Source organism: Mesorhizobium sp. M7A.F.Ca.MR.176.00.0.0 (genome assembly GCF_004023165.1).
Classification (GTDB): Bacteria; Pseudomonadota; Alphaproteobacteria; order Rhizobiales; family Rhizobiaceae; genus Mesorhizobium.
In genome coordinates, this window is the sequence record NZ_RZTC01000003.1 from 34907 (window position 1) to 56644 (window position 21738).

20 protein-coding genes and 1 pseudogene are annotated in these 21738 nt (G+C 63.3%); 7 read left to right on the forward strand and 14 right to left on the reverse strand.

Annotation, left to right across the window (positions count from 1 at the left end):
• Positions 1 to 24: 24 nt before the first annotated feature.
• The 10 genes and pseudogenes from EOB59_RS01815 to EOB59_RS01855 all read right to left on the reverse strand — a co-directional run bounded on the left by EOB59_RS01815 (position 25) and on the right by EOB59_RS01855 (position 9623).
• On the reverse strand, positions 25 to 387 hold the full coding sequence (locus EOB59_RS01815) for a nuclear transport factor 2 family protein (RefSeq protein WP_127267880.1): 363 nt from the start codon (positions 385 to 387) through the stop codon (positions 25 to 27).
• Between the two features lie 81 nt (positions 388 to 468).
• Positions 469 to 621 (reverse strand): annotated as a pseudogene (locus EOB59_RS01820) (carboxymuconolactone decarboxylase family protein); the annotation flags it as partial.
• Positions 622 to 777: 156 nt separating this feature from the next.
• A complete protein-coding gene (locus EOB59_RS35845; protein ID WP_245486499.1) occupies positions 778 to 1221 on the reverse strand; it encodes a helix-turn-helix transcriptional regulator in 444 nt (147 codons plus the stop codon).
• Positions 1197 to 2330 carry an alpha/beta fold hydrolase gene (locus tag EOB59_RS01825; RefSeq protein ID WP_245486500.1) on the reverse strand — a complete coding sequence of 378 codons (1134 nt, stop codon included), beginning with the start codon at positions 2328 to 2330 and terminating at the stop codon, positions 1197 to 1199. Before EOB59_RS01825 ends, EOB59_RS35845 begins: the two co-directional genes overlap by 25 nt.
• A 112-nt stretch (positions 2331 to 2442) precedes the next feature.
• Complete coding sequence (locus EOB59_RS01830; protein WP_023811684.1) at positions 2443 to 2754, reverse strand: formate dehydrogenase subunit delta; 312 nt, start codon at positions 2752 to 2754, stop codon at positions 2443 to 2445.
• The gene (gene fdhD, locus EOB59_RS01835) at positions 2744 to 3574 is read right to left on the reverse strand and encodes a formate dehydrogenase accessory sulfurtransferase FdhD (RefSeq protein WP_128287513.1); all 831 of its coding nucleotides are present in this window, start codon (positions 3572 to 3574) and stop codon (positions 2744 to 2746) included. The genes EOB59_RS01830 and fdhD overlap by 11 nt, the downstream gene beginning before the upstream one ends.
• A 2-nt stretch (positions 3575 to 3576) precedes the next feature.
• Positions 3577 to 6489 (reverse strand): formate dehydrogenase subunit alpha, encoded by a 2913-nt coding sequence (fdhF, locus tag EOB59_RS01840; protein WP_128287514.1) that lies wholly within the window; start codon positions 6487 to 6489, stop codon positions 3577 to 3579.
• Positions 6490 to 6499: 10 nt separating this feature from the next.
• The gene (locus EOB59_RS01845; RefSeq protein WP_128287515.1) at positions 6500 to 8056 is read right to left on the reverse strand and encodes an NADH-quinone oxidoreductase subunit NuoF; all 1557 of its coding nucleotides are present in this window, start codon (positions 8054 to 8056) and stop codon (positions 6500 to 6502) included.
• Positions 8053 to 8532, reverse strand: a complete 480-nt coding sequence (locus EOB59_RS01850) for a formate dehydrogenase subunit gamma (protein WP_127317731.1) — start codon at positions 8530 to 8532, stop codon at positions 8053 to 8055. Before EOB59_RS01850 ends, EOB59_RS01845 begins: the two co-directional genes overlap by 4 nt.
• Before the next feature lie 176 nt (positions 8533 to 8708).
• Entirely contained in the window at positions 8709 to 9623 is a 915-nt protein-coding gene (locus EOB59_RS01855; RefSeq protein ID WP_127267008.1) for a LysR family transcriptional regulator, read from the reverse strand.
• Between the two features lie 151 nt (positions 9624 to 9774).
• Between EOB59_RS01855 and EOB59_RS01860 the strand changes: the two genes are divergently transcribed.
• Both EOB59_RS01860 and EOB59_RS01865 read left to right on the forward strand, forming a co-directional pair.
• Positions 9775 to 10416, forward strand: a complete 642-nt coding sequence (locus EOB59_RS01860; RefSeq protein ID WP_127267007.1) for a DUF47 domain-containing protein — start codon at positions 9775 to 9777, stop codon at positions 10414 to 10416.
• Positions 10417 to 10419: 3 nt separating this feature from the next.
• Complete coding sequence (locus EOB59_RS01865; protein ID WP_127317733.1) at positions 10420 to 11424, forward strand: inorganic phosphate transporter; 1005 nt, start codon at positions 10420 to 10422, stop codon at positions 11422 to 11424.
• Between the two features lie 11 nt (positions 11425 to 11435).
• On the opposite strand, the gene EOB59_RS01870 is transcribed toward EOB59_RS01865, so the two are convergent.
• Positions 11436 to 11813 carry a VOC family protein gene (locus EOB59_RS01870; protein WP_027039668.1) on the reverse strand — a complete coding sequence of 126 codons (378 nt, stop codon included), beginning with the start codon at positions 11811 to 11813 and terminating at the stop codon, positions 11436 to 11438.
• 269 nt (positions 11814 to 12082) lie between these two features.
• Here EOB59_RS01870 and EOB59_RS01875 point away from each other — a divergent pair, with 269 nt between their 5' ends.
• Complete coding sequence (locus tag EOB59_RS01875; protein ID WP_128287516.1) at positions 12083 to 13261, forward strand: Mrp/NBP35 family ATP-binding protein; 1179 nt, start codon at positions 12083 to 12085, stop codon at positions 13259 to 13261.
• Between the two features lie 21 nt (positions 13262 to 13282).
• On the opposite strand, the gene EOB59_RS01880 is transcribed toward EOB59_RS01875, so the two are convergent.
• Positions 13283 to 13735: a carbon monoxide dehydrogenase subunit G gene (locus EOB59_RS01880; protein ID WP_128287517.1), complete on the reverse strand. Its 453-nt coding sequence runs from the start codon at positions 13733 to 13735 to the stop codon at positions 13283 to 13285.
• A gap of 146 nt (positions 13736 to 13881) precedes the next feature.
• On the opposite strand from EOB59_RS01880, the gene EOB59_RS01885 reads away from it, so the two are divergent.
• From EOB59_RS01885 to EOB59_RS01900, 4 genes are all read left to right on the forward strand, one after another.
• Entirely contained in the window at positions 13882 to 15687 is a 1806-nt protein-coding gene (locus EOB59_RS01885) for an IlvD/Edd family dehydratase (RefSeq protein ID WP_023811496.1), read from the forward strand.
• Between the two features lie 215 nt (positions 15688 to 15902).
• The gene (locus tag EOB59_RS01890) at positions 15903 to 16721 is read left to right on the forward strand and encodes a chromate resistance protein ChrB domain-containing protein (RefSeq protein ID WP_128287556.1); all 819 of its coding nucleotides are present in this window, start codon (positions 15903 to 15905) and stop codon (positions 16719 to 16721) included.
• Complete coding sequence (gene chrA, locus EOB59_RS01895) at positions 16718 to 18106, forward strand: chromate transporter (RefSeq protein WP_128287518.1); 1389 nt, start codon at positions 16718 to 16720, stop codon at positions 18104 to 18106. Before EOB59_RS01890 ends, chrA begins: the two co-directional genes overlap by 4 nt.
• Positions 18107 to 18170: 64 nt before the next feature.
• Positions 18171 to 18569, forward strand: a complete 399-nt coding sequence (locus EOB59_RS01900; protein ID WP_128287519.1) for a hypothetical protein — start codon at positions 18171 to 18173, stop codon at positions 18567 to 18569.
• A 45-nt stretch (positions 18570 to 18614) separates the two neighbouring features.
• Here EOB59_RS01900 and EOB59_RS01905 read toward each other — a convergent pair whose 3' ends face one another.
• Positions 18615 to 19844, reverse strand: a complete 1230-nt coding sequence (locus EOB59_RS01905; protein WP_128287520.1) for an aromatic ring-hydroxylating dioxygenase subunit alpha — start codon at positions 19842 to 19844, stop codon at positions 18615 to 18617.
• Positions 19845 to 20017: 173 nt separating this feature from the next.
• On the reverse strand, positions 20018 to 21607 hold the full coding sequence (locus EOB59_RS01910) for a trimethylamine methyltransferase family protein (protein WP_128287521.1): 1590 nt from the start codon (positions 21605 to 21607) through the stop codon (positions 20018 to 20020).
• Positions 21608 to 21738: the final 131 nt, after the last annotated feature.

Here is a 21738-nt window from a genome sequence, read left to right on the forward strand (position 1 = left end):
GCGGTTGATCCACCGGCTGTTGGTCTACTCGTCCCAGGCCTGCACGACGGTCTGCCTTGCGATCCGCCCGTCCTTCAGCTCCAGCATCGCCGCGCAGAACACCTTGGTGCCGTCCGGATAGGCGCAGGCCTGGGTGAAGGCGAGACTGTCGCCGTCGGCGATGGTGGTGTCGACCTTGTGGGTCATCGCCCGGCTGCAGATGTCGTCCCAGAATGTGGTGATCGCCGCGCGTCCGCGGATCTCGCGCGGCTTGCTCGGCGGGTTGTTGCGGTCGATCACCCGCACCAGCGCGTCGTCGGCATAGAAGCTCGACAGCATCTTGCCGTCACGGGTTTCGATGGCCTTCTTGATCGATGCGCCATCCACTGTTTGGGTCTTGGTCAGCATGTCATCCTCCATTGGCCCGTCTTGCGACCGGGCGGTTGATGGTCGAAGGGCTGCCCGGCGCTCGTCGCCGGGCAGTGGTTGTTACTGCGACTTCGCCTTGACGGCCGCGAACACGTCGTCGGCCTGCTTCTTGAAGGTCGTCAGATCGACCTGACTGCCGTTGAGCATCGTCGGCCAGTGGCGCACGATCGCGGACATCGCCACCGCCTCCTTGATCTCCTCATCGCTGGCGCCCTGCCGCTATCGCAAGCGATTTGAGTGTTTGGTTCGACGTCAGCATTTCCTCCTCCGTTCGCAGCACCTTTCCCGACGACATCCGCCTGGCCTGCATGGAGAGAATTGATAGCGCTGACCCGCCCATGGCCGCTTCGCCCGAAAGCGCCATGGCTCTCATGGCCCGTGCGGGCCAGGGTGCCTGGCCGAAAACGCCGCCGCCGCCGCCCGCGACGGCAGGTCCAGCTTGAGCAGTATGTTGGCGACATGGCGCTTGACCGTGTGTTCGCTCAGCCTCAATTCGGCGGCGATCGCGGCATTGCTCTTGCCGTCGGCGACGAGGCTCACCACCTCGCTTTCGCGCGCCGTCAATGCGGCCGGCTCGGCAACCCTGGGTTTGGGCCGGCAGGCGGGTTCCAGATGCTGTTCGGACGTCGCATGGACCAGCGCCAGCGGCTCCTCCAACTCGTCGACGCTGATGCGCCCGGCGTCGGTGAAATGCAGGCCCGACCCAGCCGCCAGATCGGCGATCAGACGCGACGCGATAATGTCGCCGGGGCCGGCATGGGCGGCCAACTGCATCGCCACCCGCGCGGTCATCCCAACGGGCGGACCGCGCATTTCGATCTCGCCGACATGCGCCCCTTGCGCGCTTGCCACGCCGATTCCTGCGCCGCCTCGCGCAGGGCTGCCGCGCAGCGTATGGCGCGTGCCGGGCCGTCGAAGCGCGAAATCATCAACTCGCCATGCAGGCCCACAGAGCGCCCACCATGGCGTCCGACCAGCAGCCGCCAGGTTTCCTGGAAGCGTTGGCTGCGTTCGCTCCACATGCGGTCGCCGAGCCGCGCCGTATCGTAGATGCGTGTCACCAGAAGTGCCGCCAGCACGCGGTCCACTTCGCCTACGGCGCGCTCGCCGGTCAGGAATTCCTCGATCAGATCGGCCACCCCGTCGACATCGCCGGTCCAGATCGGATGGTTGCGTCCGGCAATCTCGACCAGCCGGGCGCCGGGAATCTTCTGTGCAAGGAAGCGGCTGGCATCGGGGTCGACCCGCGCATCGTTGCGGCGATGAATCACAAGCGTCGGCGCGCTGATCACGTTCAGGATGTGGCGGATGTCGACGTCGGCGTTCATGCGCGCCAGCGCCGCCGCCGCCGTCGGGCTCGCCGACAATCGTTCGAAACGTGCCCACCACTGGGCGAAATGCGCGTCGTCGACCCGGCTCGGCGCGAAATGGGGCAGAGTGGCGCCGGTGCCCCAGGCTGTCTCCGCCATCTCGATGAAAGCGTCGAGGCGTTCGGGCGACATCACCCATTTGTGGAAATGCGCATAGCCGCCATAGAGCGCCAGCGCCCGCGTCCGCTCCGGATAGGTGGCGGCGAACAGCATCGCCATCGGCGCGCCTTCGGAGGAGCCGAGCAGGGCTGCACGGCCGCTGCCGGCGGCGTCCATAACCGCGCGCACATCGTCCATCCGCGTTTCGAGACTGGGCAGGTTATGCGCGTCGACGCGGTCGGACAGACCCGTGCCGCGCTTGTCGAACAGGATCAGCCGCGAGAATGCCGAAAGCCGCTTCAAGAGCCTGGTATAGCCCTCGTCTTCCCAGTGCAGGTCGAGGTTGGAAATGAAGCCCGGCACGAAGACCAGATCGAGCGATCCCTGCCCGACCACCTGATAGGCGATCCTCATATCGCCGCTACGGGCGTATCGCGTCTCGATCGGCCTCACGAGATTTCCACCCCGGCCTGACGATTTCTGGTCGTCAAACCATAGCAGAACAGCGCGGATGCGGCAGCTTAAACTTTAGCGATGACGAATGTAAGCCGGCGCGGCTTGGCGATTATTCCTGCGAGGCGGCGACGTCGGCAGGGGAGGGCTCGAGTCCGAGTTTGAGGTCGGCCGCAGCCGGCGTGATCGGCCGCCTGATCCTGGCGGAGGCGGCCACCACCAACTCGTTGAAGTTCCCGGTGCCGTCGTCCAGCATTTCGAAGAACTGCCGCCGCATCCTCGGCTCCCAGAACTTGTTGATGTGCTCGGCGACGCCGGCAATGCCTTCCTCGCGCGGCTTGGAATGGAAGAAATCGGCGATCTGGTTTGCCATGCGCACCAGCTTCTCGGCGGTGCTCATAATGTGTTCTTCGTCATGCGACATGCTTGGCAACTCCGCAAACCACCCGGTCGGGGTGGGTGAAAATATCAAAATCGTCGCCGCGAACCAGCGCCACCAGCGTCATGCCAGCCTCTTGCGCCGTGCGGATGGCAAGGGCGGTCGGCGCCGAGACGGCGATGATGAAGGCCGAGCCGATGGAAGCCGTCTTCTGCACCATTTCGACCGACACCCTGGATGTCACCACGACGGCACCGGATGCGCCATCGATGCCGGCCTTGGCCAGCGCACCGGCCAGCTTGTCGAGCGCATTGTGACGGCCGACATCTTCGCGCGCCATGACGATGCCCTTGCCAGGCATATAGAAACCGGCGGCGTGTACCGCTCCGGTCTCGGTGTGCAGCGGCTGCACTTTGGACAAAAGCTTGACCGAACGGGCGATGTCGTCGGCATCAAGCGTAAGGCTTGAGGCACCAACCGCATCGACCGAGCGCATTGCTTCCTCGATCGATTCGATGCCGCAAAGCCCGCAGCCGACCGGGCCGGCGAGCCTTCGCCGCCGCGCTTCGAAACGTGTGTTGGCTCGGTCCTTCAGCCGGATCTGAATGTCGATGCCGGCGCCATGGTCCTCGACCTCGATCGCTTCGATCTCTTCCGGCGCAGCCACAATGCCTTCGGTCAGCGAGAAGCCAAGCGCGAAATCCTCGAAATCGGCCGGGCTTGCCATCATCACCGCATGCGTGGTGCCGGCAAAGGAGAACGCCACCGGCGTCTCTTCCGGCACCATCCGGTTGGCAGCCGTCGTCCCAACCGCGCGGTGCGCCAGCCGCGATACCTGCGTCGTGGCTTTGCGGCGCGCGCTCAAGACTACTCCGCCGCCTGCAAAGACGCGATGCGCCGGCTCTGCTTGGCTTGCTCGTCATAGTCGCGCTGCCATTCCGACGGTCCGTTGGAGGCGCCGACCTGCACCGCCGTCACCTTGTATTCCGGACAATTGGTCGCCCAGTCGGAGAAGTCGGTGGTGATGACGTTGGCCTGCGTGTCCGGATGATGGAACGTCGTGTAGACCACGCCGGGCGACACCCGGTCGGTGATCAGCGCGCGCAGCGTCGTCTCGCCCGATCGGCTGGTCAGCCGGACCCAGTCGCCGTCGCGCAAACCGCGGTTCTCGGCATCGTGCGGATGGATCTCCAGCCGGTCCTCCGAGTGCCACATGCTGTTGTCGGTGCGCCTGGTCTGCGCGCCGACATTGTACTGCGACAGGATGCGGCCGGTGGTGAGCAGCAGCGGAAAGCGCGGCCCCGTCCTTTCGTCCGTCGCCACATATTCGGTGCGGATGAACTTGCCCTTGCCGCGCACGAACGCATCGATGTGCATGATCGGGGTACCGAGCGGCGCCTTCTCGTTGCAGGGCCATTGCACGGATCCGACACGGTCGAGCAACTCGAAGGAGACGCCGGCGAAGCTCGGCGTGGTCATCGCGATCTCGTCCATGATCTCGGAGGGGTGCTGATAATTCCAGTCCAGCCCGATCGCGCGGGCAAGCTCCTGCGTCGCCTCCCAATCGGCGTAGCGCGCCTTCGGCTCAAGAACCTTGCGCACCATGTTGATGCGGCGCTCGGCGTTGGTGAAGGTGCCGTCCTTCTCCAGGAAAGTCGAGCCCGGCAGGAAGACATGCGCGTAGTTCGCCGTCTCGTTGAGGAAGAGGTCATGCACGACGACGCATTCCATCGCGGCAAGGCCGGCGGCGACATGCTTGGTGTCGGGATCGGACTGCAGAATGTCCTCGCCCTGGATGTAGATGCCCTTGAAGCTGCCGTCGACGGCGGCGTCGAGCATGTTGGGGATGCGCAGGCCGGGTTCGTCGTCCAGCTTCACGCCCCACAAGGTCTCATAGATATCGCGCACGGCTTCGCCGGAGATGTGGCGATAGCCCGGCAGTTCGTGCGGGAAGGAGCCCATGTCGCAGGAGCCCTGCACGTTGTTCTGGCCGCGCAGTGGGTTCACGCCGACGCCGGGCCGGCCGATATTGCCGGTGGCCATGGCGAGATTGGCGATTGCCATCACAGTGGTCGAGCCCTGGCTGTGTTCCGTCACGCCGAGGCCGTAATAGATCGCGCCGTTGCCGCCGGTGGCGTAGAGCCGCGCAGCGCCCCGGATCAGCTCTGGATCGACGCCGGACAATTTGCCGACGGTTTCGGGGCTGTTTTCCGGCAAGGCTACGAACGATGCCCAATCCTGGAACTCCGTCCAGTCGCAGCGTTCGCGGATGAAGGCTTCGTCGAACAGGCCCTCGGTGACGATCACATGCGCCAGCGCCGTCAGCACGGCCACATTGGTGCCGGGCTTCAGCGGCAGGTGATAATCCGCTTCGATATGGGCCGACTTGACCATCTCGGTGCGGCGCGGATCGAGCACGATCAGCTTGGCGCCCTGGCGCAGCCGCTTCTTCAGCCGCGAGGCGAACACCGGGTGAGCGGAAGCCGGATTGGCGCCGATGATGACGGCGACGTCGGTGAAGTCGACGGAATCGAAATCCTGCGTGCCGGCCGAGGTGCCATAGGTCTGGCCGAGCCCGTAGCCCGTCGGCGAATGGCAGACGCGTGCGCAGGTGTCGACATTGTTGTTGCGGAAACCCTGCCGCACCATCTTCTGGACGAGATAGGTTTCCTCGTTGGTGCAGCGCGACGAGGTGATGCCACCGATCGCGGTGCGTCCGTACTGGTACTGGATGCGGCGGAATTCTTTCGCTGTATGGGAGATCGCCTCTTCCCAGCTCACTTCGCGCCACGGGTCGGTGACCTTTTCGCGGATCATCGGCGACAGGATGCGGTCCTTGTGGGTGGCGTAGCCATAGGCGAAACGGCCCTTGACGCAGGAATGGCCGTGGTTCGCCTTCCCCTCCTTATAGGGCATCATGCGAACGACTTCGTCACCCTTCACCTCGGCCTTGAACGAGCAGCCGACGCCGCAATAGGCGCAGGTGGTAACAGCCGAGCGCTCCGGCAGGCCCTTGGCAAGCACCGTCTTCTCGCGCAGCGCATCGGTCGGACAGGCCTGCACGCAGGCGCCGCAGGACACGCATTCCGAATCGATGAACGCCTCGTGCATCCCCGCCGAAACCCGGGATTCGAAGCCTCGTCCCTCGATGGTCAGCGCGAAGGTGCCCTGCACCTCTTCGCAGGCCCGCACGCAGCGCGAGCAGACGATGCATTGCGAGGCATCATAGGTGAAATAGGGGTTGGATTCATCGCGGGCGATGTAGTCGACCGCCAGCGAGCCATGGCCGGGCGCCACGCCACCTTCCGGCTTGACGTGGTTGCGGCCTTCGATGCCGTAGCGGTTCTCGGTCAGGCCGATCGACTTCGCCACCGCATCGAACTCACTCGCGCCGGTTCCGGCCTGTTCGTTCCAGCCGGTCGGATGATCGGAGACGTAGAGCTCCATGACGCCGCGGCGAATGGCATCGAGCCGCTCGGTCTGCGTGCGCACGATCATGCCTTCGCCGACGGGCGTCGTGCACGATGCCGGCGTGCCGCCGCGTCCTTCGATCTCGACAAGGCAGACACGGCACGAACCGAAGGAGTCCAGCATGTCGGTGGCGCAAAGCTTCGGGATCTCGACCCCGCCTTCCATCGCGGCACGCATGATCGAGGTGCCTGCCGGCACGGTGATGCTGCGACCGTCGACGTTCAGCGTGACCTGCTTCTGCGCCTTCGATTGCGGGGTTCCGTAGTCGATCTCTTCGACGAGGGAGGGGAAGTCGGCCTTGATGTTCATCTGCCAGTTCCTATTCGGCAGCCACGCGCACGGGCGCTGGCTTGAAGTCGTCGGGGAAATGGGTAATCGAGCTCATCACGGGATAGGGCGTGAAGCCGCCCAGCGCGCAGAGCGAACCGAACTTCATCGTGTTGCAGAGGTCGGTGACCAGAGCGAGGTTCTTCTCCGGCTCGATGCCCGCGACTATTCTGTCGATGGTCTCGACCCCGCGCGTCGAGCCGATGCGGCAGGGCGTGCACTTGCCGCAGCTTTCGATGGCGCAGAACTCCATGGCAAAGCGCGCCTGTTTCAGCATATCGGCGGTGTCGTCGAACACCACGATGCCGGCATGGCCGATCAGCCCGTCCTTTGCCGCGAAGGCTTCATAATCGAACGGCGTGTCGAACAGCGCGCGCGGGAAGTAGGCGCCGAGCGGCCCGCCGACCTGCACCGCCTTGACCGGTCGCCCCGTGGCCGTACCGCCGCCGATATCGTCGATGATTTCGCCTAGCGTCATACCGAAAGCGGCTTCGAACAGGCCGGCATATTTGACGTTGCCGGCGATCTGGATCGGGATCGTGCCGCGCGAACGGCCCATGCCGAAATCCTTGTAGAAGGCCGCACCCTTGTCCATGATGATGGGCACAGAGGCTAGGCTGATGACGTTGTTGATCACCGTCGGCTTGCCGAACAGCCCCTTATGCGCCGGCAGCGGCGGCTTTGCGCGCACCATGCCGCGCTTGCCCTCAAGCGAATCGAGCAGCGCCGTCTCCTCCCCGCAGACATAAGCGCCGGCGCCGACCCGGATCTCCATGTCGAAAGCGTAGGGCGAACCCAGCACGCTGGCGCCAAGAACGCCGGCCTTGCGGGCGACCTCGACGGCCTTGTTCATCACCGCCACCGCATGCGGATATTCCGAGCGGACATAGACAAAGCCCTTGGTCGCGCCCGTGGCTATACCGGCGATCGTCATGCCTTCGATCAGCACGAACGGATCGCCCTCCATGATCATGCGGTCGGCGAAGGTGCCTGAATCGCCTTCGTCGGCGTTGCAGACGATGTATTTGCGGTCGCCTGCGGTATCGAGCACCGTTTTCCACTTGATGCCGGTCGGGAAGCCGGCGCCGCCGCGCCCGCGCAGGCCCGATTCGGTAACCTGGGCGACGATGTCGGCAGGCGTCAGTGCCAGCGCGTTCGTCAGTCCGTTCAACCCGCCATGCTTCTTGTAGGATTCGAGGGACAGCGGATCCGTGACGCCGCAGCGCGCGAAGGTCAGCCGCGTCTGCTTGGCCAGGAAGGGGATCTTGTCCGGCGTGCCCAGCCAGCGCTTGTGGTGGCCGCCGGTGAGGAAGCCGCCGTCGAACAGGCTTTTGACGTCGGACGGCTTGACCGGCCCATAGGCGACGCGGCCGTTCGCTGTCGCAACTTCGACCATTGGTTCGAGGAAATAGGCGCCGCGCGACCCGTTGCGCACGATCTTGGCTTCGATGCCGCGCTCGGCGAGTTCGCCGGCGATCGCCTTGGCGACCTTTTCGGCGCCAAGCGCCAGCGCACCGGAATCGCCGGGAATGTAGATACGCGGGATCATGAGCGCACCTCTGCAACGATCTCGTCGAGCTTCTCGTCATTGAGCCGCCCGATCACCTCGCCATCCAGCATTGCGGCGGGCGAACAGGCGCACAGGCCGAGACAATAGACCGGCTCCAGCGTCACCGAACCGTCGCGGGTCGTCTCATGGAAGCCGATGCCCAGCAATTGCTTCAGCTTGGCGGCGATGGCGTCCGAACCCATCGACTGGCAGGATTCCGCCTGGCAGAGCTTCAGCACATGCCGGCCTGCCGGGTGGCTGCGGTAATCATGATAGAAGCTGACGACGCCGTGCACCTCGGCCCTGGAAATGTTCAGCGCCTCGGCGATGACCGGCAGCGCATCCTTGGGCACATGGCCGAACTCTTCCTGGATGCCGTGGAGGATCGGCAGCAACGGGCCTTCGAGGCCCTTCATCTCCTGGATGATCGCGGCCGTGCGCGACGTGATCTCGGTACTTGCAGGCTGCATTGTCATGCAGCGCCCTCCCTATCGTAGCGACCCATACATATCGGCCAGAAGCATCAAGCTGTTTTGGAACAACGACATGCGCGTGCCGCTTTATCGCTAAGTGCTTAAGAAACCAGAGAAAACCTCTGAAATCAATAAAGCGGTTTCGTTGCACGATAGAAATTTTCTATCGCTCCGTTCGGCTAACTCTGTCTAGCGGAACGGTTGGCGTGGAAATCGTCCGCCAGCGCCATTGCCTCGTCCAGCAGCGCCGAGACCAAAGGTGTGTGCGGTTCGCGCGGTGTCGCCACCAGGCCGACCGTGTGGCTGGCGTCTGGCTCGACGATCGGAATGGCCCGGATCGGCTCGGAAAAACCGAATGTTTCCGCAAGGTTGAGTGGCATGATCGACGACCATTTGCCGGTGCGGATGTGCGAAAACAGCACGATCATCGAATTGGATTCCAGCGTCGGCCGCACCTGCACGCCGGCTTCGGCCAGATGCTGATCGATGATGCGGCGGTTCTGCATGTCTGGCGTCAACAGGCATAGCGGCAGGCTTGAGAGCTCCGCCCATGTCACTTTGTCGCGGTCGGAATAGGGATTTCCCATCGCGGTGATCAATTGATAGCGCTCGTCATAGAGCGGCACGCTGGTCACCCGCCCCAGCGGCTCGTTGTCGAGATAGGTGATGCCGGCATCGATGTCGAAATTGCCGAGCAGCGACAGCACCTCGATCGAGGTCCGCGACAGCACCGAAAAGGTGACGCCTGGATGCTTTTCGCGAAACGGCGTCGTCAGCCGCGGCAGCATGGCGAGCGCCGTCGGAATGGCGGCGATGCGGATACGGCCCGAAAGTCCGTGGCGCGCCGCGCGCATTTCCTCGCGCATGGTCCTGGTGTCGCCGACGATGCGGCGTGCCCACACCAGCACCTGTTTTCCCTCCGGCGTCAGCCCCTGGAAGCGTGAGCCGCGCAGAACCAGCATGACGCCAAGCTGGCCCTCCAACTGCTTGATGCCGGCCGAGAGCGTCGGCTGGGTGACGCCGCATACCTCCGCCGCTCGGCCGAAATGCTCCTCCCTGGCGAGCGCGATGAAGAATTCCAGCTTGTCGATCATGCGATCTTTCCGGTGGTTCGCTGCAAGGTCGGGGAAATCGCGCCTTACCGCAAGCGCGATGCACAATTGCCCTGCATCCACACCTTTAAGCCGGCTACCTGTTTCCCGCGGCGCGATGCGGCGCTATGTGGATGAAACTGGGAGATCGACCATGCTGGGCTGGTTCCGCAAGCTTCTGCCGCGCGAAGATCGCTTCTTCGACCTGTTCGAACGACATTCGCGCACCGTGGTCGGCGGCGCCGAGGCGCTGGAGCAGCTTCTCCAGGGCAGGGATATCGACCTCTGGTGCCAGAAAATCGTCGATCTCGAAGATGAGGCCGACCACATCACCGCGGAAGTCCTGCTGGCGGTGCGGCGCTCCTTCATCACGCCTTTCGATCGCGGCGACATCAAGGACCTGATCCAGTCGATGGATGATGCCATCGACATGATGCACAAGACGGTCAAGACGGTGAAGCTGTTCGAGCGCAAGGAATTCGATCCGCTGATGCAGGAAATGGGTGGCGTCATCGTCGCCGCCGCCAAGCTGGTGGCCGAGGCGATCCCGCTGCTCAACAAGGTCGCGACGCACACGGTGCGCCTCAACGCCATCGCCGAAGAGGTGATGCGCGTCGAAAGCCGGGCCGACGACCTGCACGAGCAAGGGCTGAAGGATCTCTTCAGGAAGCACGGCAGCAGCGATCCGATGGCGTACATGATCGGCAGCGAGATTTATGGCCAACTGGAAAAAGTGGTCGACCGCTTCGAGGACGTCGCCAACGAGATCAGCGGCATCGTCATTGAGAATGTCTAGGTGATGGAAGCCACCATTGCCTTTCCCGTGCTGGTCGGCCTCGTCGGCGTCGCACTGTTCTTCGACTTTCTCAACGGCTTGCACGATGCCGCCAATTCCATCGCCACCATCGTTTCCACCAGGGTGCTGCGGCCGCAATATGCGGTGCTGTGGGCGGCATTCTTCAATTTCATCGCCTTCATGTTCTTTGGCCTCCACGTTGCCGAGACCATAGGCAAAGGTATCATCGACGTCAGCATCGTCACCCCGGCGGTGATCTTTGCAGCCCTCGTCGGCGCCATCGTCTGGAACATCGTCACCTGGATCGCCGGCATCCCTTCGAGTAGCTCACATGCGCTGATCGGCGGCCTGGTCGGCGCCGGTGTGGCCAAGGCAGGCGTGGGCGCCATCGTCTGGACCGGGCTTGGCAAGACGGTTGCGGCAATCGTCTTGTCGCCGGCGACCGGCTTTATCCTGGCGCTCGTCCTGATTCTTGTCGTCTCGTGGCTCTTCGTGCGCCAGACGCCGTTTGCGGTCGACAGCACGTTCCGGGTCATGCAGTTTTTTTCCGCCTCGCTCTATTCCCTCGGGCACGGCGGCAACGACGCCCAGAAGACCATGGGCATCATTGCCGTGCTGCTCTATTCACAAGGCATGCTCGGCGCGACTTTCCATGTACCGCTCTGGGTTGTCCTCACCTGTCAGGCGGCGCTGGCGCTAGGCACCCTGTTCGGTGGCTGGCGCATCGTCCACACCATGGGCTCGAAGATCACCCGGCTGAACCCGATGCAGGGTTTTTGCGCCGAGACCGGCGGGGCGATCACGCTGTTTGCGGCGACCTGGCTCGGCATTCCCGTATCGACCACGCACACCATCACTGGCGCCATCATCGGCGTCGGCGCCGCCCGCCGCGTCTCGGCCGTGCGCTGGGGCATTGCCGGCAATATCGTCATTGCCTGGATCGTCACCTTGCCGGCCACCGCTTTGATTTCAGCGCTCACCTACCTCGCGGTTGGCCTGGCGAGGTGACGTAAAGAAATCTACCTGTCCACAAGGTTCAGGATGTTGCCGTCCGGGTCCTTGAACCAGGCGACCTTCATTCCGTAACCGACGTGGAGATCGCCCTCCAGCGTCAAGCCCGGCATCTGATAGTGCTCGAAGGCGACGCCCTTCGACTTCAGTTCCTTGACGATGTTGCCGATCTCGTCGCCAACCATCCAGGTTACCGCTGTCGCCTTGTTGGTTCCGGCAAATTGAGAATGATAGACGTTGAGGGTGGTATCGCCGCTTTTGTAGACGATCAGTTCGCCGCCCTCATCGTGCACCTGTTTCAGGCCAAGCGTTCCCTCATAGAAAGCCTTGGCTTTCGCGAGATCCTTCACCGCGAGATTGGCCGTTGCATTGCTGTTTGCGAGCATGATGGTCTCCTTTCCTGGTTGTCGACCCCGTGCTGGTCACCGAAATAGGTCGCCGCGATCGTTTGACGACTGTCGCTTGACCTGATTGTTGGCCGCATCGGCGCTCGATTATCTGGAAGACGTTTGGCGCGGATGAAATCCGACAGGACCCGCCGCTTTTCCAGGCACGCCAAGGCAGCCATTGCTCCACGGCTTGGTTCTGTCCGGAAACTGCATTATCTCAGGTGCAAGCTGCATCTCAGGCGCAAGCTGCGTAAGGAAAAACTGCCATGTCCGTCACCAAGGAAATCGTCACCGAGCGTCTGAAGACAGTCAACGGGCCGGATTTTACCGGCAACATCGTCGACCTCGGCATGGTTTCGGAAATTTTCATCGCCGACGGGAAGGTCTTCTTCTCGATTACCGTTCCCGCCGCCCGTGCCCAGGAAATGGAGCCGCTGCGCGCCGCCGCCGAGCGCGTCGTCAAGGCGATCCCCGGTGTCGCCGGCGCCGTCGTCGCGCTGACGGCCGAGAAGAAGGGCGGCGGCATGGAGGCGCCGGTTCCGTCGCGCGCCGCACCCAGGCCCGTTCCGCCGGCTGCGCCCGCTACTGCCGCGCCGCGTGCGGCTCCGCACGCGCCCGCCTCGATACCGGGCAAGCGTGGCGTGCCCGGTATCGAGGCGATCATTGCGGTCGCCTCCGGCAAGGGCGGCGTCGGCAAGTCGACCACCGCCGTCAACATCGCGCTCGGCCTCGCCGCCAACGGCCTGCGCGTCGGCGTGCTGGATGCCGACATCTACGGACCGTCCATGCCCAGGCTGCTCAACATCCACGGCCGGCCGCAGACCGTCGACGGCAAGGTCCTGAAACCGATGGAGAATTACGGCCTGAAGGTGATGTCGATGGGTTTCCTCGTCGACGAGGAAACCCCGATGATCTGGCGCGGCCCGATGGTGATGTCGGCGCTGACGCAGATGCTGCGTGAGGTCGAATGGGGCCGTCTCGACGTGCTCGTCGTCGACATGCCGCCCGGCACTGGCGACGCGCAGCTGACCATGGCCCAGCAGGTGCCGCTGGCTGGTGCCGTCATCGTCTCGACCCCACAGGACCTGGCCCTGATCGACGCGCGAAAAGGCCTCAACATGTTCAAGAAGGTCGACGTCCCGTTGCTCGGCATCGTCGAGAACATGAGCTATTTCATCGCCCCGGACACCGGCAAGCGCTACGACATCTTTGGCCATGGCGGCGCCCGCCGCGAGGCCGAGCGCCTCGGCGTCACCTTCCTCGGCGAAGTGCCGCTCGAGATGGGCATTCGCGAAAGCTCGGATGCCGGCACCCCGGTTGTCGTCTCCAAGCCTGACGGCGCCGAGGCGAAAATCTACCGCGACATCGCCTCGAAGGTTTGGGACCGGGTCAACGAAGAGCGTGGTGCGGCTGCTGCTGCCGTGCCGAGTATTGTGTTTGAATAGCAGGCGCCGCCGTGCTGCAGCCTAGGCCGCGCCGACCTTCTCGCCAAAGCTGGAAAAAAACTGTCCAGCCAGTTTCTTCGAGGTCGATTCGATCAGGCGGCTGCCGAGTTGTGCGATCTTGCCGCCGACATCGGCCTTGGCCGCGTAGTTCAATATCGTGGCGTCGGGTCCATCCGCCGTCAGCGTCACGTCGGCGCCACCCTTGGCGAATCCTGCAATGCCGCCCTTGCCTTCGCCCTGGATGGTGTAGGAGTGCGGCGGCTTCAGGTTCTTCAGCGTCACTTCGCCTTTGAACGTCGCCTTGATCGGTCCGATCTTCACCACCACGGTCGCCGCCATCTCGGTCGGCGACTTCATCTCCAGGCTCTGGCAGCCGGGAATCGTCGCCTTCAAGACCTCGGGATCGTTCAGCGCTTCCCACACTTTTTGCAGCGGTGCGGCAATGCGCTCCTCGCCTTCGATCACCAAAGCCATGAAAACCTCCCGGACAAGACTGCCCGAACCCGTAACGCACGGCTCGGTGCGTGTCTATCGCACCAAAGTCCGGTTGCGACCGCACGCCCTCTTGCCTGCTCCCGCGCGTTGCCATATCGATTTGTCTTACAAATACGGAGACCATGATGGCAGGCGCCCCCACCCATAAGAAAAAATTTCGCTCGCAGGAGTGGTTCGACAATCCCGACAACCCGGGCATGACGGCGCTCTATCTCGAGCGCTATCTCAATTACGGTCTGACGCGCGCCGAATTGATGTCCGGCAAGCCGCTGATCGGCATCGCCCAGACCGGCTCGGATCTGTCGCCTTGCAACCGTCACCATATCGAACTCGCCAAGCGTGTGCGCGAAGGCATCGTCTCGATGGGCGGCATTCCTTTCGAGTTTCCCTGCCATCCGATCCAGGAGACCGGCAAGCGCCCGACCGCGGCACTTGACCGCAACCTTGCCTATCTCAGCCTTGTCGAGGTGCTCTACGGCTATCCGCTCGATGGCGTCGTGCTGACCATCGGTTGCGACAAGACGACACCGGCCCTGCTGATGGCGGCGGCCACCGTCAACATCCCGGCGATCGCCCTGTCGGTCGGCCCGATGCTCAATGGCTGGCACAAGGGCAAGCGCACCGGCTCCGGCACCATCGTCTGGGAATCACGCCAGCGCCTGTCGGCCGGCGAGATCGATTATGACGAGTTCATGGATATCGTCGCCTCGTCGGCGCCGTCCACCGGCTATTGCAACACCATGGGCACCGCCACCACGATGAACTCGCTGGCCGAGGCGCTTGGCATGCAGTTGCCGGGCTCGGCCGCCATTCCCGCGCCCTACCGCGAGCGCGGCCAGATTTCCTATGAGACCGGAAAACGCATCGTCGAGATGGTGCATGAGGATCTGAAGCCGTCCGATATCATGACGAGAGAGGCTTTCGAGAACGCCATCGTCGTCAATTCGGCCATTGGCGGCTCGACCAACGCGCCTATCCATCTCAACGCCATCGCCCGCCACCTTGGAGTCAAGCTCGACAATGACGACTGGCAGACGGTCGGCCTCAATGTGCCGCTGCTGGTCAATTTGCAGCCGACGGGCGAATATCTCGGCGAGGACTACCATCATGCCGGCGGCGTGCCGGCGGTCATCGCCGAACTGATGAAGGGCGGGCTGTTGCCGCATCCCGGCGCGCGCACCGTCAACGGCAAGTCGATCGGTGAGAACAGCGAGGGCGTTGCCAACGAAAATCCCGACGTCATCCGCTCTGTCGCCAAGCCGCTGAAGGCCAATGCCGGCTTCATCAATCTTCGGGGCAATCTGTTCGATTCGGCGATCATGAAGACCAGCGGCATTTCGCCGGAATTCCGCGAACGCTATCTCTCCAACCCCAAGGATCCCGAGGCTTTCGAAGGTAACGCCATGGTTTTCGACGGGCCGGAGGATTACCACGCCCGCATCGACGACCCGGCGCAAGGCATCGACGAACACACCATCCTGTTCATGCGCGGCGCTGGCCCGGTCGGCTATCCCGGCGGTGCCGAGGTCGTCAACATGCAGCCGCCGGCCTATCTCATCAAGAAGGGCATCCACGCGCTCGCTTGCATCGGTGACGGCCGCCAGTCGGGCACGTCGGGTTCGCCCTCGATCCTCAACGCCTCGCCGGAAGCGGCGATTGGCGGCGGACTGGCGCTGCTCAAGACGGGCGATCGTGTCCGCATCGACTTGCGCAAGGGTACGGCCGACATCCTCGTCACCGACGACGAGATCACCCGGCGCCGCGCCGAGTTGCAGAACAATGGCGGCTTCCACTATCCCAAGCACCAGACACCCTGGCAGGAGATCCAGCGCGGCATGGTCGCGCAGTTCTCGGAGGGAATGGTGCTGAAGCCGGCGGTGAAATACCAGGATGTCGCGCACACCAGCGGCGTGCCGCGGGACAATCATTGATTCTGGATCGACGGATGGCGGCTTGATCAAATCAGGCCGCCGTCGGTTTTCCGGTCAGTGTGTTGCATCCCGGCCGGGTAGGTCGAGAACGGTCACCGTCCTTGACAAGCGCGCCCAACAAATCCACCATCATGACAAGGGGTGCATCGCGACGACCCCGTGAGGCGTCAGCCCAACGTTCGCGTCCAAGCTTCTCTTTTCAGGAGGTGGACGCCATGCCGTCAACAACCGCTATCACCGCACCGCAATTGTCCCGGCTCATAGGTCTGCCGGGTGCACCTGTCATTGTCGATGTTCGCATAGATGAAGATTTCGACGCCGATCCGCGCCTGTTGCCGGCCTCGTGCCGGCGCGATTTCAAAACCGTTTCGACTTGGGCCGCTGCATTCGCCGGCAAGCCGGTGGCCGTCGTCTGCCAGAAGGGGCAAAAGCTCTCGCAAGGCGTCGTCGCATGGCTGCGCCATGAGGGGATATCAGCCGAATCCCTTGAAGGCGGCTTTGAGGCCTGGCGCGATGCCGGGGGGCTTCTGGTCCGCACCGCCAAGTTGCCGCCACGCAATGAAAAGGGCGCCACCGTCTGGGTGACGCGATCCCGCCCGAAGGTCGACCGCATCGCTTGCCCATGGCTGATCCGGCGTTTCCTCGACCCTGATGCGGTGTTCCTGTTTGTCGAACCCGCTGAAGTGCTGGCTGTTGCCGACCGCTTTCAGGCCGTGCCGTTCGACATCGACAATGTGTTCTGGAGCCATCGCGGCGAACGCTGCACCTTCGACACCATGATCGAGGAGTTCGGGTTGGAATCCGGGGCGCTCGATCGCCTGGCGTTGATCGTGCGCGCGGCCGACACCGCAAGCCTCGACCTGGTGCCCCAGGCGGCCGGTTTTCTGGCTGCCTCGCTCGGTCTGTCGCGTATGTTCCGCGACGATTTGGAACAACTGGAAGCAGGCATGCTGCTCTACGACGCGTTCTTCCGCTGGTGTCGCGACGCCACCGAAGAAACGCACAACTGGCCCGCTGCAGGTAAACCGTCATGACCATTCTTGTCCCCGACAATAAGGCGGTGACCGTCGAGCCGCCGGCTGCGCCGACCTTCGCGGAAGCCACGAAGGTCTGGGCGAAAATCGGATTGCTCAGCTTTGGCGGACCGGCCGGGCAGATCGCGCTGATGCACAAGGAACTGGTCGAGGAGCGGCGCTGGATCGGGGAACGGCGTTTCCTGCATGCGTTGAATTACTGCATGCTGCTGCCTGGCCCGGAAGCCCAGCAACTCGCCATCTACATCGGTTGGCTGCTGCACAGGACGGCCGGTGGCCTTGTCGCCGGCATCCTGTTCGTCGTGCCGGGCGCGCTTGTCATGCTCGCCTTGAGCAGCCTGTACGTCCTCTATGGCGACATGCCGCTCGTCGCGGCGCTGTTTTTCGGGGTGAAGGCGGCGGTGCTCGCCATTGTCATCGAGGCGGTGATCCGGATCGGGCGACGCGCCCTCAAGAACCGGGTCATGGTGTCGATCGCGGTCGCGGCGTTCATTGCCATCTATGCGTTGAATGTGCCGTTTCCGCTCATCGTCCTTCTCGCCGGCCTGACGGGATGGCTGGGGGACCGCGTTGCTCCCGGCCTGTTTTCCGGCTCGGCCCATGCCAAGGACGGTGTTGCCGACTCCAAGGGAGCGGTCGACCTGATGTTCGAGCGTGGCGAACTGGCCCATGTCAAACCGACCAAATGGCACGCGCCGCGCACCCTCGCCATCTGGCTGCCGATCTGGCTCGGGCCTGTTCTTTTGATCTGGTGGTTCACCGGCTCCGCAAGCGTCTGGACCGAGATAGGCCGGTTCTTCAGCCTGATGGCTGTCGTCACCTTCGGTGGCGCCTATGCGGTGCTCGCCTATGTCGCGCAGGCAGCCGTCCAGTCCTTCGGCTGGCTGGCGCCGGGTGAAATGGTGGACGGTCTTGGACTTGCAGAAACGACGCCAGGACCGCTCATCCTGGTGCTGCAGTTCGTCGGCTTCATCGCCGCGTTCCGCCATTCCGGCTCGCTCGACCCGTTACTTGCCGGATCGCTGGGGGCGCTGCTCACCCTGTGGGTGACGTTCACGCCCTGCTTCTTCTGGATATTCCTCGGGGCGCCCTACATCGAGGCCTTGCGCGGCAACAAGGCATTGTCGGCCGCACTGGGCGCTATCACCGCCGCAATTGTTGGGGTGATCATGAATCTGGCCCTATGGTTTGCTTTGCATGTCATTTTCCGTGAGGTGCACGCGACGGGGCTTGGCATGAACGTGCCGGTGCTTTCGTCCATCGACTGGCGTGCGGCCTTGCTATCCGTAGCCGCCATGGTCGCCATCCTGAAGCTGAAAGTCGGCATGCTGCCGGCACTCGCGCTATCCGCCCTTGCAGGGGTCTTGCTGGCGGCGGCTGGTTAGACAGCACCGCCTTTGTAATCCGCTTGCCCACCACCTAAGTGGGCTGGAAACGGAAGGAAACATCATGGCCGGACGGCGCTCTTCCCTCGGCTTCCTCGGAATGTTCGGCCGTTCGGGCGACTTGAGGCAGCTCGACGATGCCTTGCGCGGCGCCGATCTGCATCCAGCCCTTGTGCCGGAGGGCGTGAAGCTTACCATCGTCAACCTGATGAAGGATCGCTGGCCCGACGAGCCGCCGCCGGGCACCTATGCGTCTGTGGCACAATTATGCAGCTATTGCATCGCGGGTCCCGAAACCTTCGAGCAAGCCAATGGCCATGAGCGGACGCTGGAAGCCGAGCGTCGCATCGAGGCGGCGCTTAAAACCGGCGACAGTCTCGACGCGCAGATCGTGCTGATGACGCTGCATGCCAAGCTCATCAACGCTGAAGTCGTCGACCGATACGGGCTCAGCGCGGAATGACGCGAAAGGCAAGATCTGCCTGATCCCCTGCGGCAGCCGAGCCGATCAGGCCCGGCTGATCTCCTCGAGATACCAGCCGATGTAGCGCAGTTCGTTGTATTCCATCGGCGCGATCGGTCCGGGCACGAAATAGTGCGAGCGCACGCCGCGCGCGGTGTGCTCGATGATCTTCTTGTCCTCTTCGGTGGTGACCTTCCACAGCCAGGTCAGCTTCTCCAGATCGTAGTCCTGGCCCTCGACCGCGTCGCCGCGCACCAGCCAGATCAGCTCCATCTCACAGGTACCAGCTGTTTTCGGGATGAAACGATAGATCATGCCGTGATCGGGATAACAGACGAGAAAGGTCGTACCGCCAAGATGGATCGATGTCACGCCACCATCATAGTCGGTGAAACGGCCCATCAGCGGCGCGACCGGCGAGCCGTCCTTGCTGCCGCTGGAAACGCCGTCATAGAGCGCATAGCGGAAAGTGTGGATCGCCTCCTGTCCGGCGGCCGAGTTCTGCCAGCGGTTGGCGCTGCCGATCTCGATGCCGAGCGCGCAGGTGCGTTGCTCCATCGCGGCATTGAGTTGCTCGATCATCTCGGCCGGTTTTTCCAGCGCATGCGTCTGCGAATATTCCGGATGCGCCGGCCCGCAATGGTAACATTCGACATAGTTCTCGACGGCGAGCTTCCAGTTGGCGTCGAGCGGATAGGACTGACGATACGCCACCTTGGCGTCGCCCCAGCCATATTGGCCGCAGCTCGTGCGCAGCGACTGTTCGATCGGATCGAAATCGAGCGGCGTCTCGGCGAAGGAAATGAAGACCAGCCCGGAAGCGACGCGGACATGAAGCTTCTTCAGCCCGTGCGCCGAGCGGTCGAAATCCTTTGGCATCAGGCGCGCGGCACGCAAGGATCCGTCATTGGAATAGGCCCATGCGTGGTAGGGGCACACGAACATCTTCGCATTGCCCTTCTCCTTGGTGCAGACCTCGGCACCACGGTGGCGGCAGACATTGAGCATGGCATGCACGGTGCCATCCATGCCGCGTGTCAGGATGACCGCCTCGTCGCCCAGCTTGAACAGCTCGAAATCGCCGGGGTTCGGGATAACGCTGGCATGGGCCAGGCAATGCCAATGGCGGCGAAAAACACGTTCGATGTCGCGCTCGAAGATCGCCGGATCATGATAGAAGGCACGCACCAGGCCGTGACCTGGCTGATGAGATGCCACCAGCCGATCGATCGCGTCGCCGTCGGTGGGTGCTTGCTGGATAGGATGCACACTCATTTGTCATTCTGCCCGATGGTTGATCCCGGAGCAATTCCAGGAAAAGTGTGAAGCGGTTTTCTGTTAGGAATTGCGTCAAACGAAGAGCGCAATTCCAGGAAAAGTGTGAAGCGGTTTCCCGTCCTGAATTGGCTCCGGGTGGTGGCTGTATGGCTGCACGAACTCGTCTCCGGTCAGCCGCCCATTTGCGTGCGCGGCAGGTGGATCAGGTTGCCGAAGCGGGCACGCAATCTGTCGTCGACCTGTTTTGGCACGTGGCGCGGAAATCGCTCGGCAAGAATGCGTTTCTTCTCGGTGATCGCACGCAGCAATATATCAGGCCGGCCTTTTTCGTTCCATTCCTTCGGCGAGGAACGATCGCCGAGGGCGGGATAGAAGTGCTCGGTCTGCATCAGCTTGAGCGTTTGTTCGTTGTCGAGATAGTGGCCCGGACCCTTGAGGCAGACCTCGGCGATGCTGTCGATCGACAGGGCCTCGTCAGTCACGTCGATGCCACGCGCGCAGCCCAGGCAATGACCGAGCATGTCGTTGTCGATGACCAGGCTTTCCAGGCAGAAGCCGAGCAGCGAGGCATGCATGCCGGCCGCCTCGTAGACGAGGTTGAGGCCGGAGAGGCCGGCCATCACATTGGTGATGCCCTTTTCGTAGCCGGACTGAATATCGGGCAATTTCGAATCCGTCATGCCGGCGGCGGAGCCACCGGGCAGGTCGTAGAATTGCGCCATCTGGGCACAGGCCGCCGTTGCCACCGACTGCTCGGCCGACCCGCCCGCCATGGCGCCGGTGCGCAGGTCCGACATGAACGGCCATGCGCCGAAGATCGCCGGATGGCCGGGCTTGAGCGCGTTGACATAGACCAGGCCGGCCAGCACTTCGGCCACTGCTTGCACGACGGCGCCGGCCATCGCCGCGGGTGCCGTGGTGCCGGACTGGCCGGTCGACAGCAGCAGGATCGGGATGCCGCCTTCGACGCAGGCCTCAAGCACGCCGCAGGCATCCTCGGCGAACTTCATTGGCGGCACGACGAATGAGTTGGAGTTGGAAACGAACGGCCGGGCACGGAAATTCTCCTCGCCGCCGGCGATGGCGTACAGCATTTCAAGCGCAGGCTTCACGTTCTCACGCACGGTGAAGGATGTTCCGACGTGCTTCGATGTTCCCATCACACAGGCATAAAGCGTGTTGAAATCCATCTCGAGCGGATCGGCGATGTCGCGCGCCACCATCGGCCGCTGGAAGAAATGGATGTTGTCCAGCCCGTCGACGATGCGGGCGGCATCATAAATATCCTGCAGCTTGGACTCGCGGTACTCGCGCTTCTCCAGATCCACCAGGTGCACGGCGATGCCTGCCGTGCCGTAGTGCACGCGCTTGCCCTGGACCACCATGTCGTGCCTGGGGTCCTGGCCATGAAGCGTGAAATGTCGTGCCGCTCGCTTGATGGTGTCGAGCACGAGCGCGCGCGGAAAGCGGACCCGGCCATCGTCGCCGTGGACCGCCCCCACCTTGGTCAGCACCTTTATGCAGGAAGGAATGGCGTTGGCGAAACCCACTGTCTCCAAAAGCGTCAGCACGCCCTCGTGGATACGCTCGCGGTCATCCCCGCGCAGCGGCCCGTAGCCGCCGCCCTCGATGGCCTTGTGCTGTGGTCTGGTATCCTCCACCAGGGGAGATGATCGCATGGCATGTCCTGTTTCGCGAAGACCGGAGCGCTGCGGACGACGGTTCGCCGGCGTGTCCTGCTGTTCGACAGCCACTGGCATGGAAGCACTCCACCTTCGTCGGCAGGAACTCGTGGCGGTTGGTCCACCATCGGCCTGCTTCTTCCCCTGACGCCGACTATGCCGCTGGCACTGGCCCATCCTATGGGCCAGCTGGCCCAGTTCCATGTGCC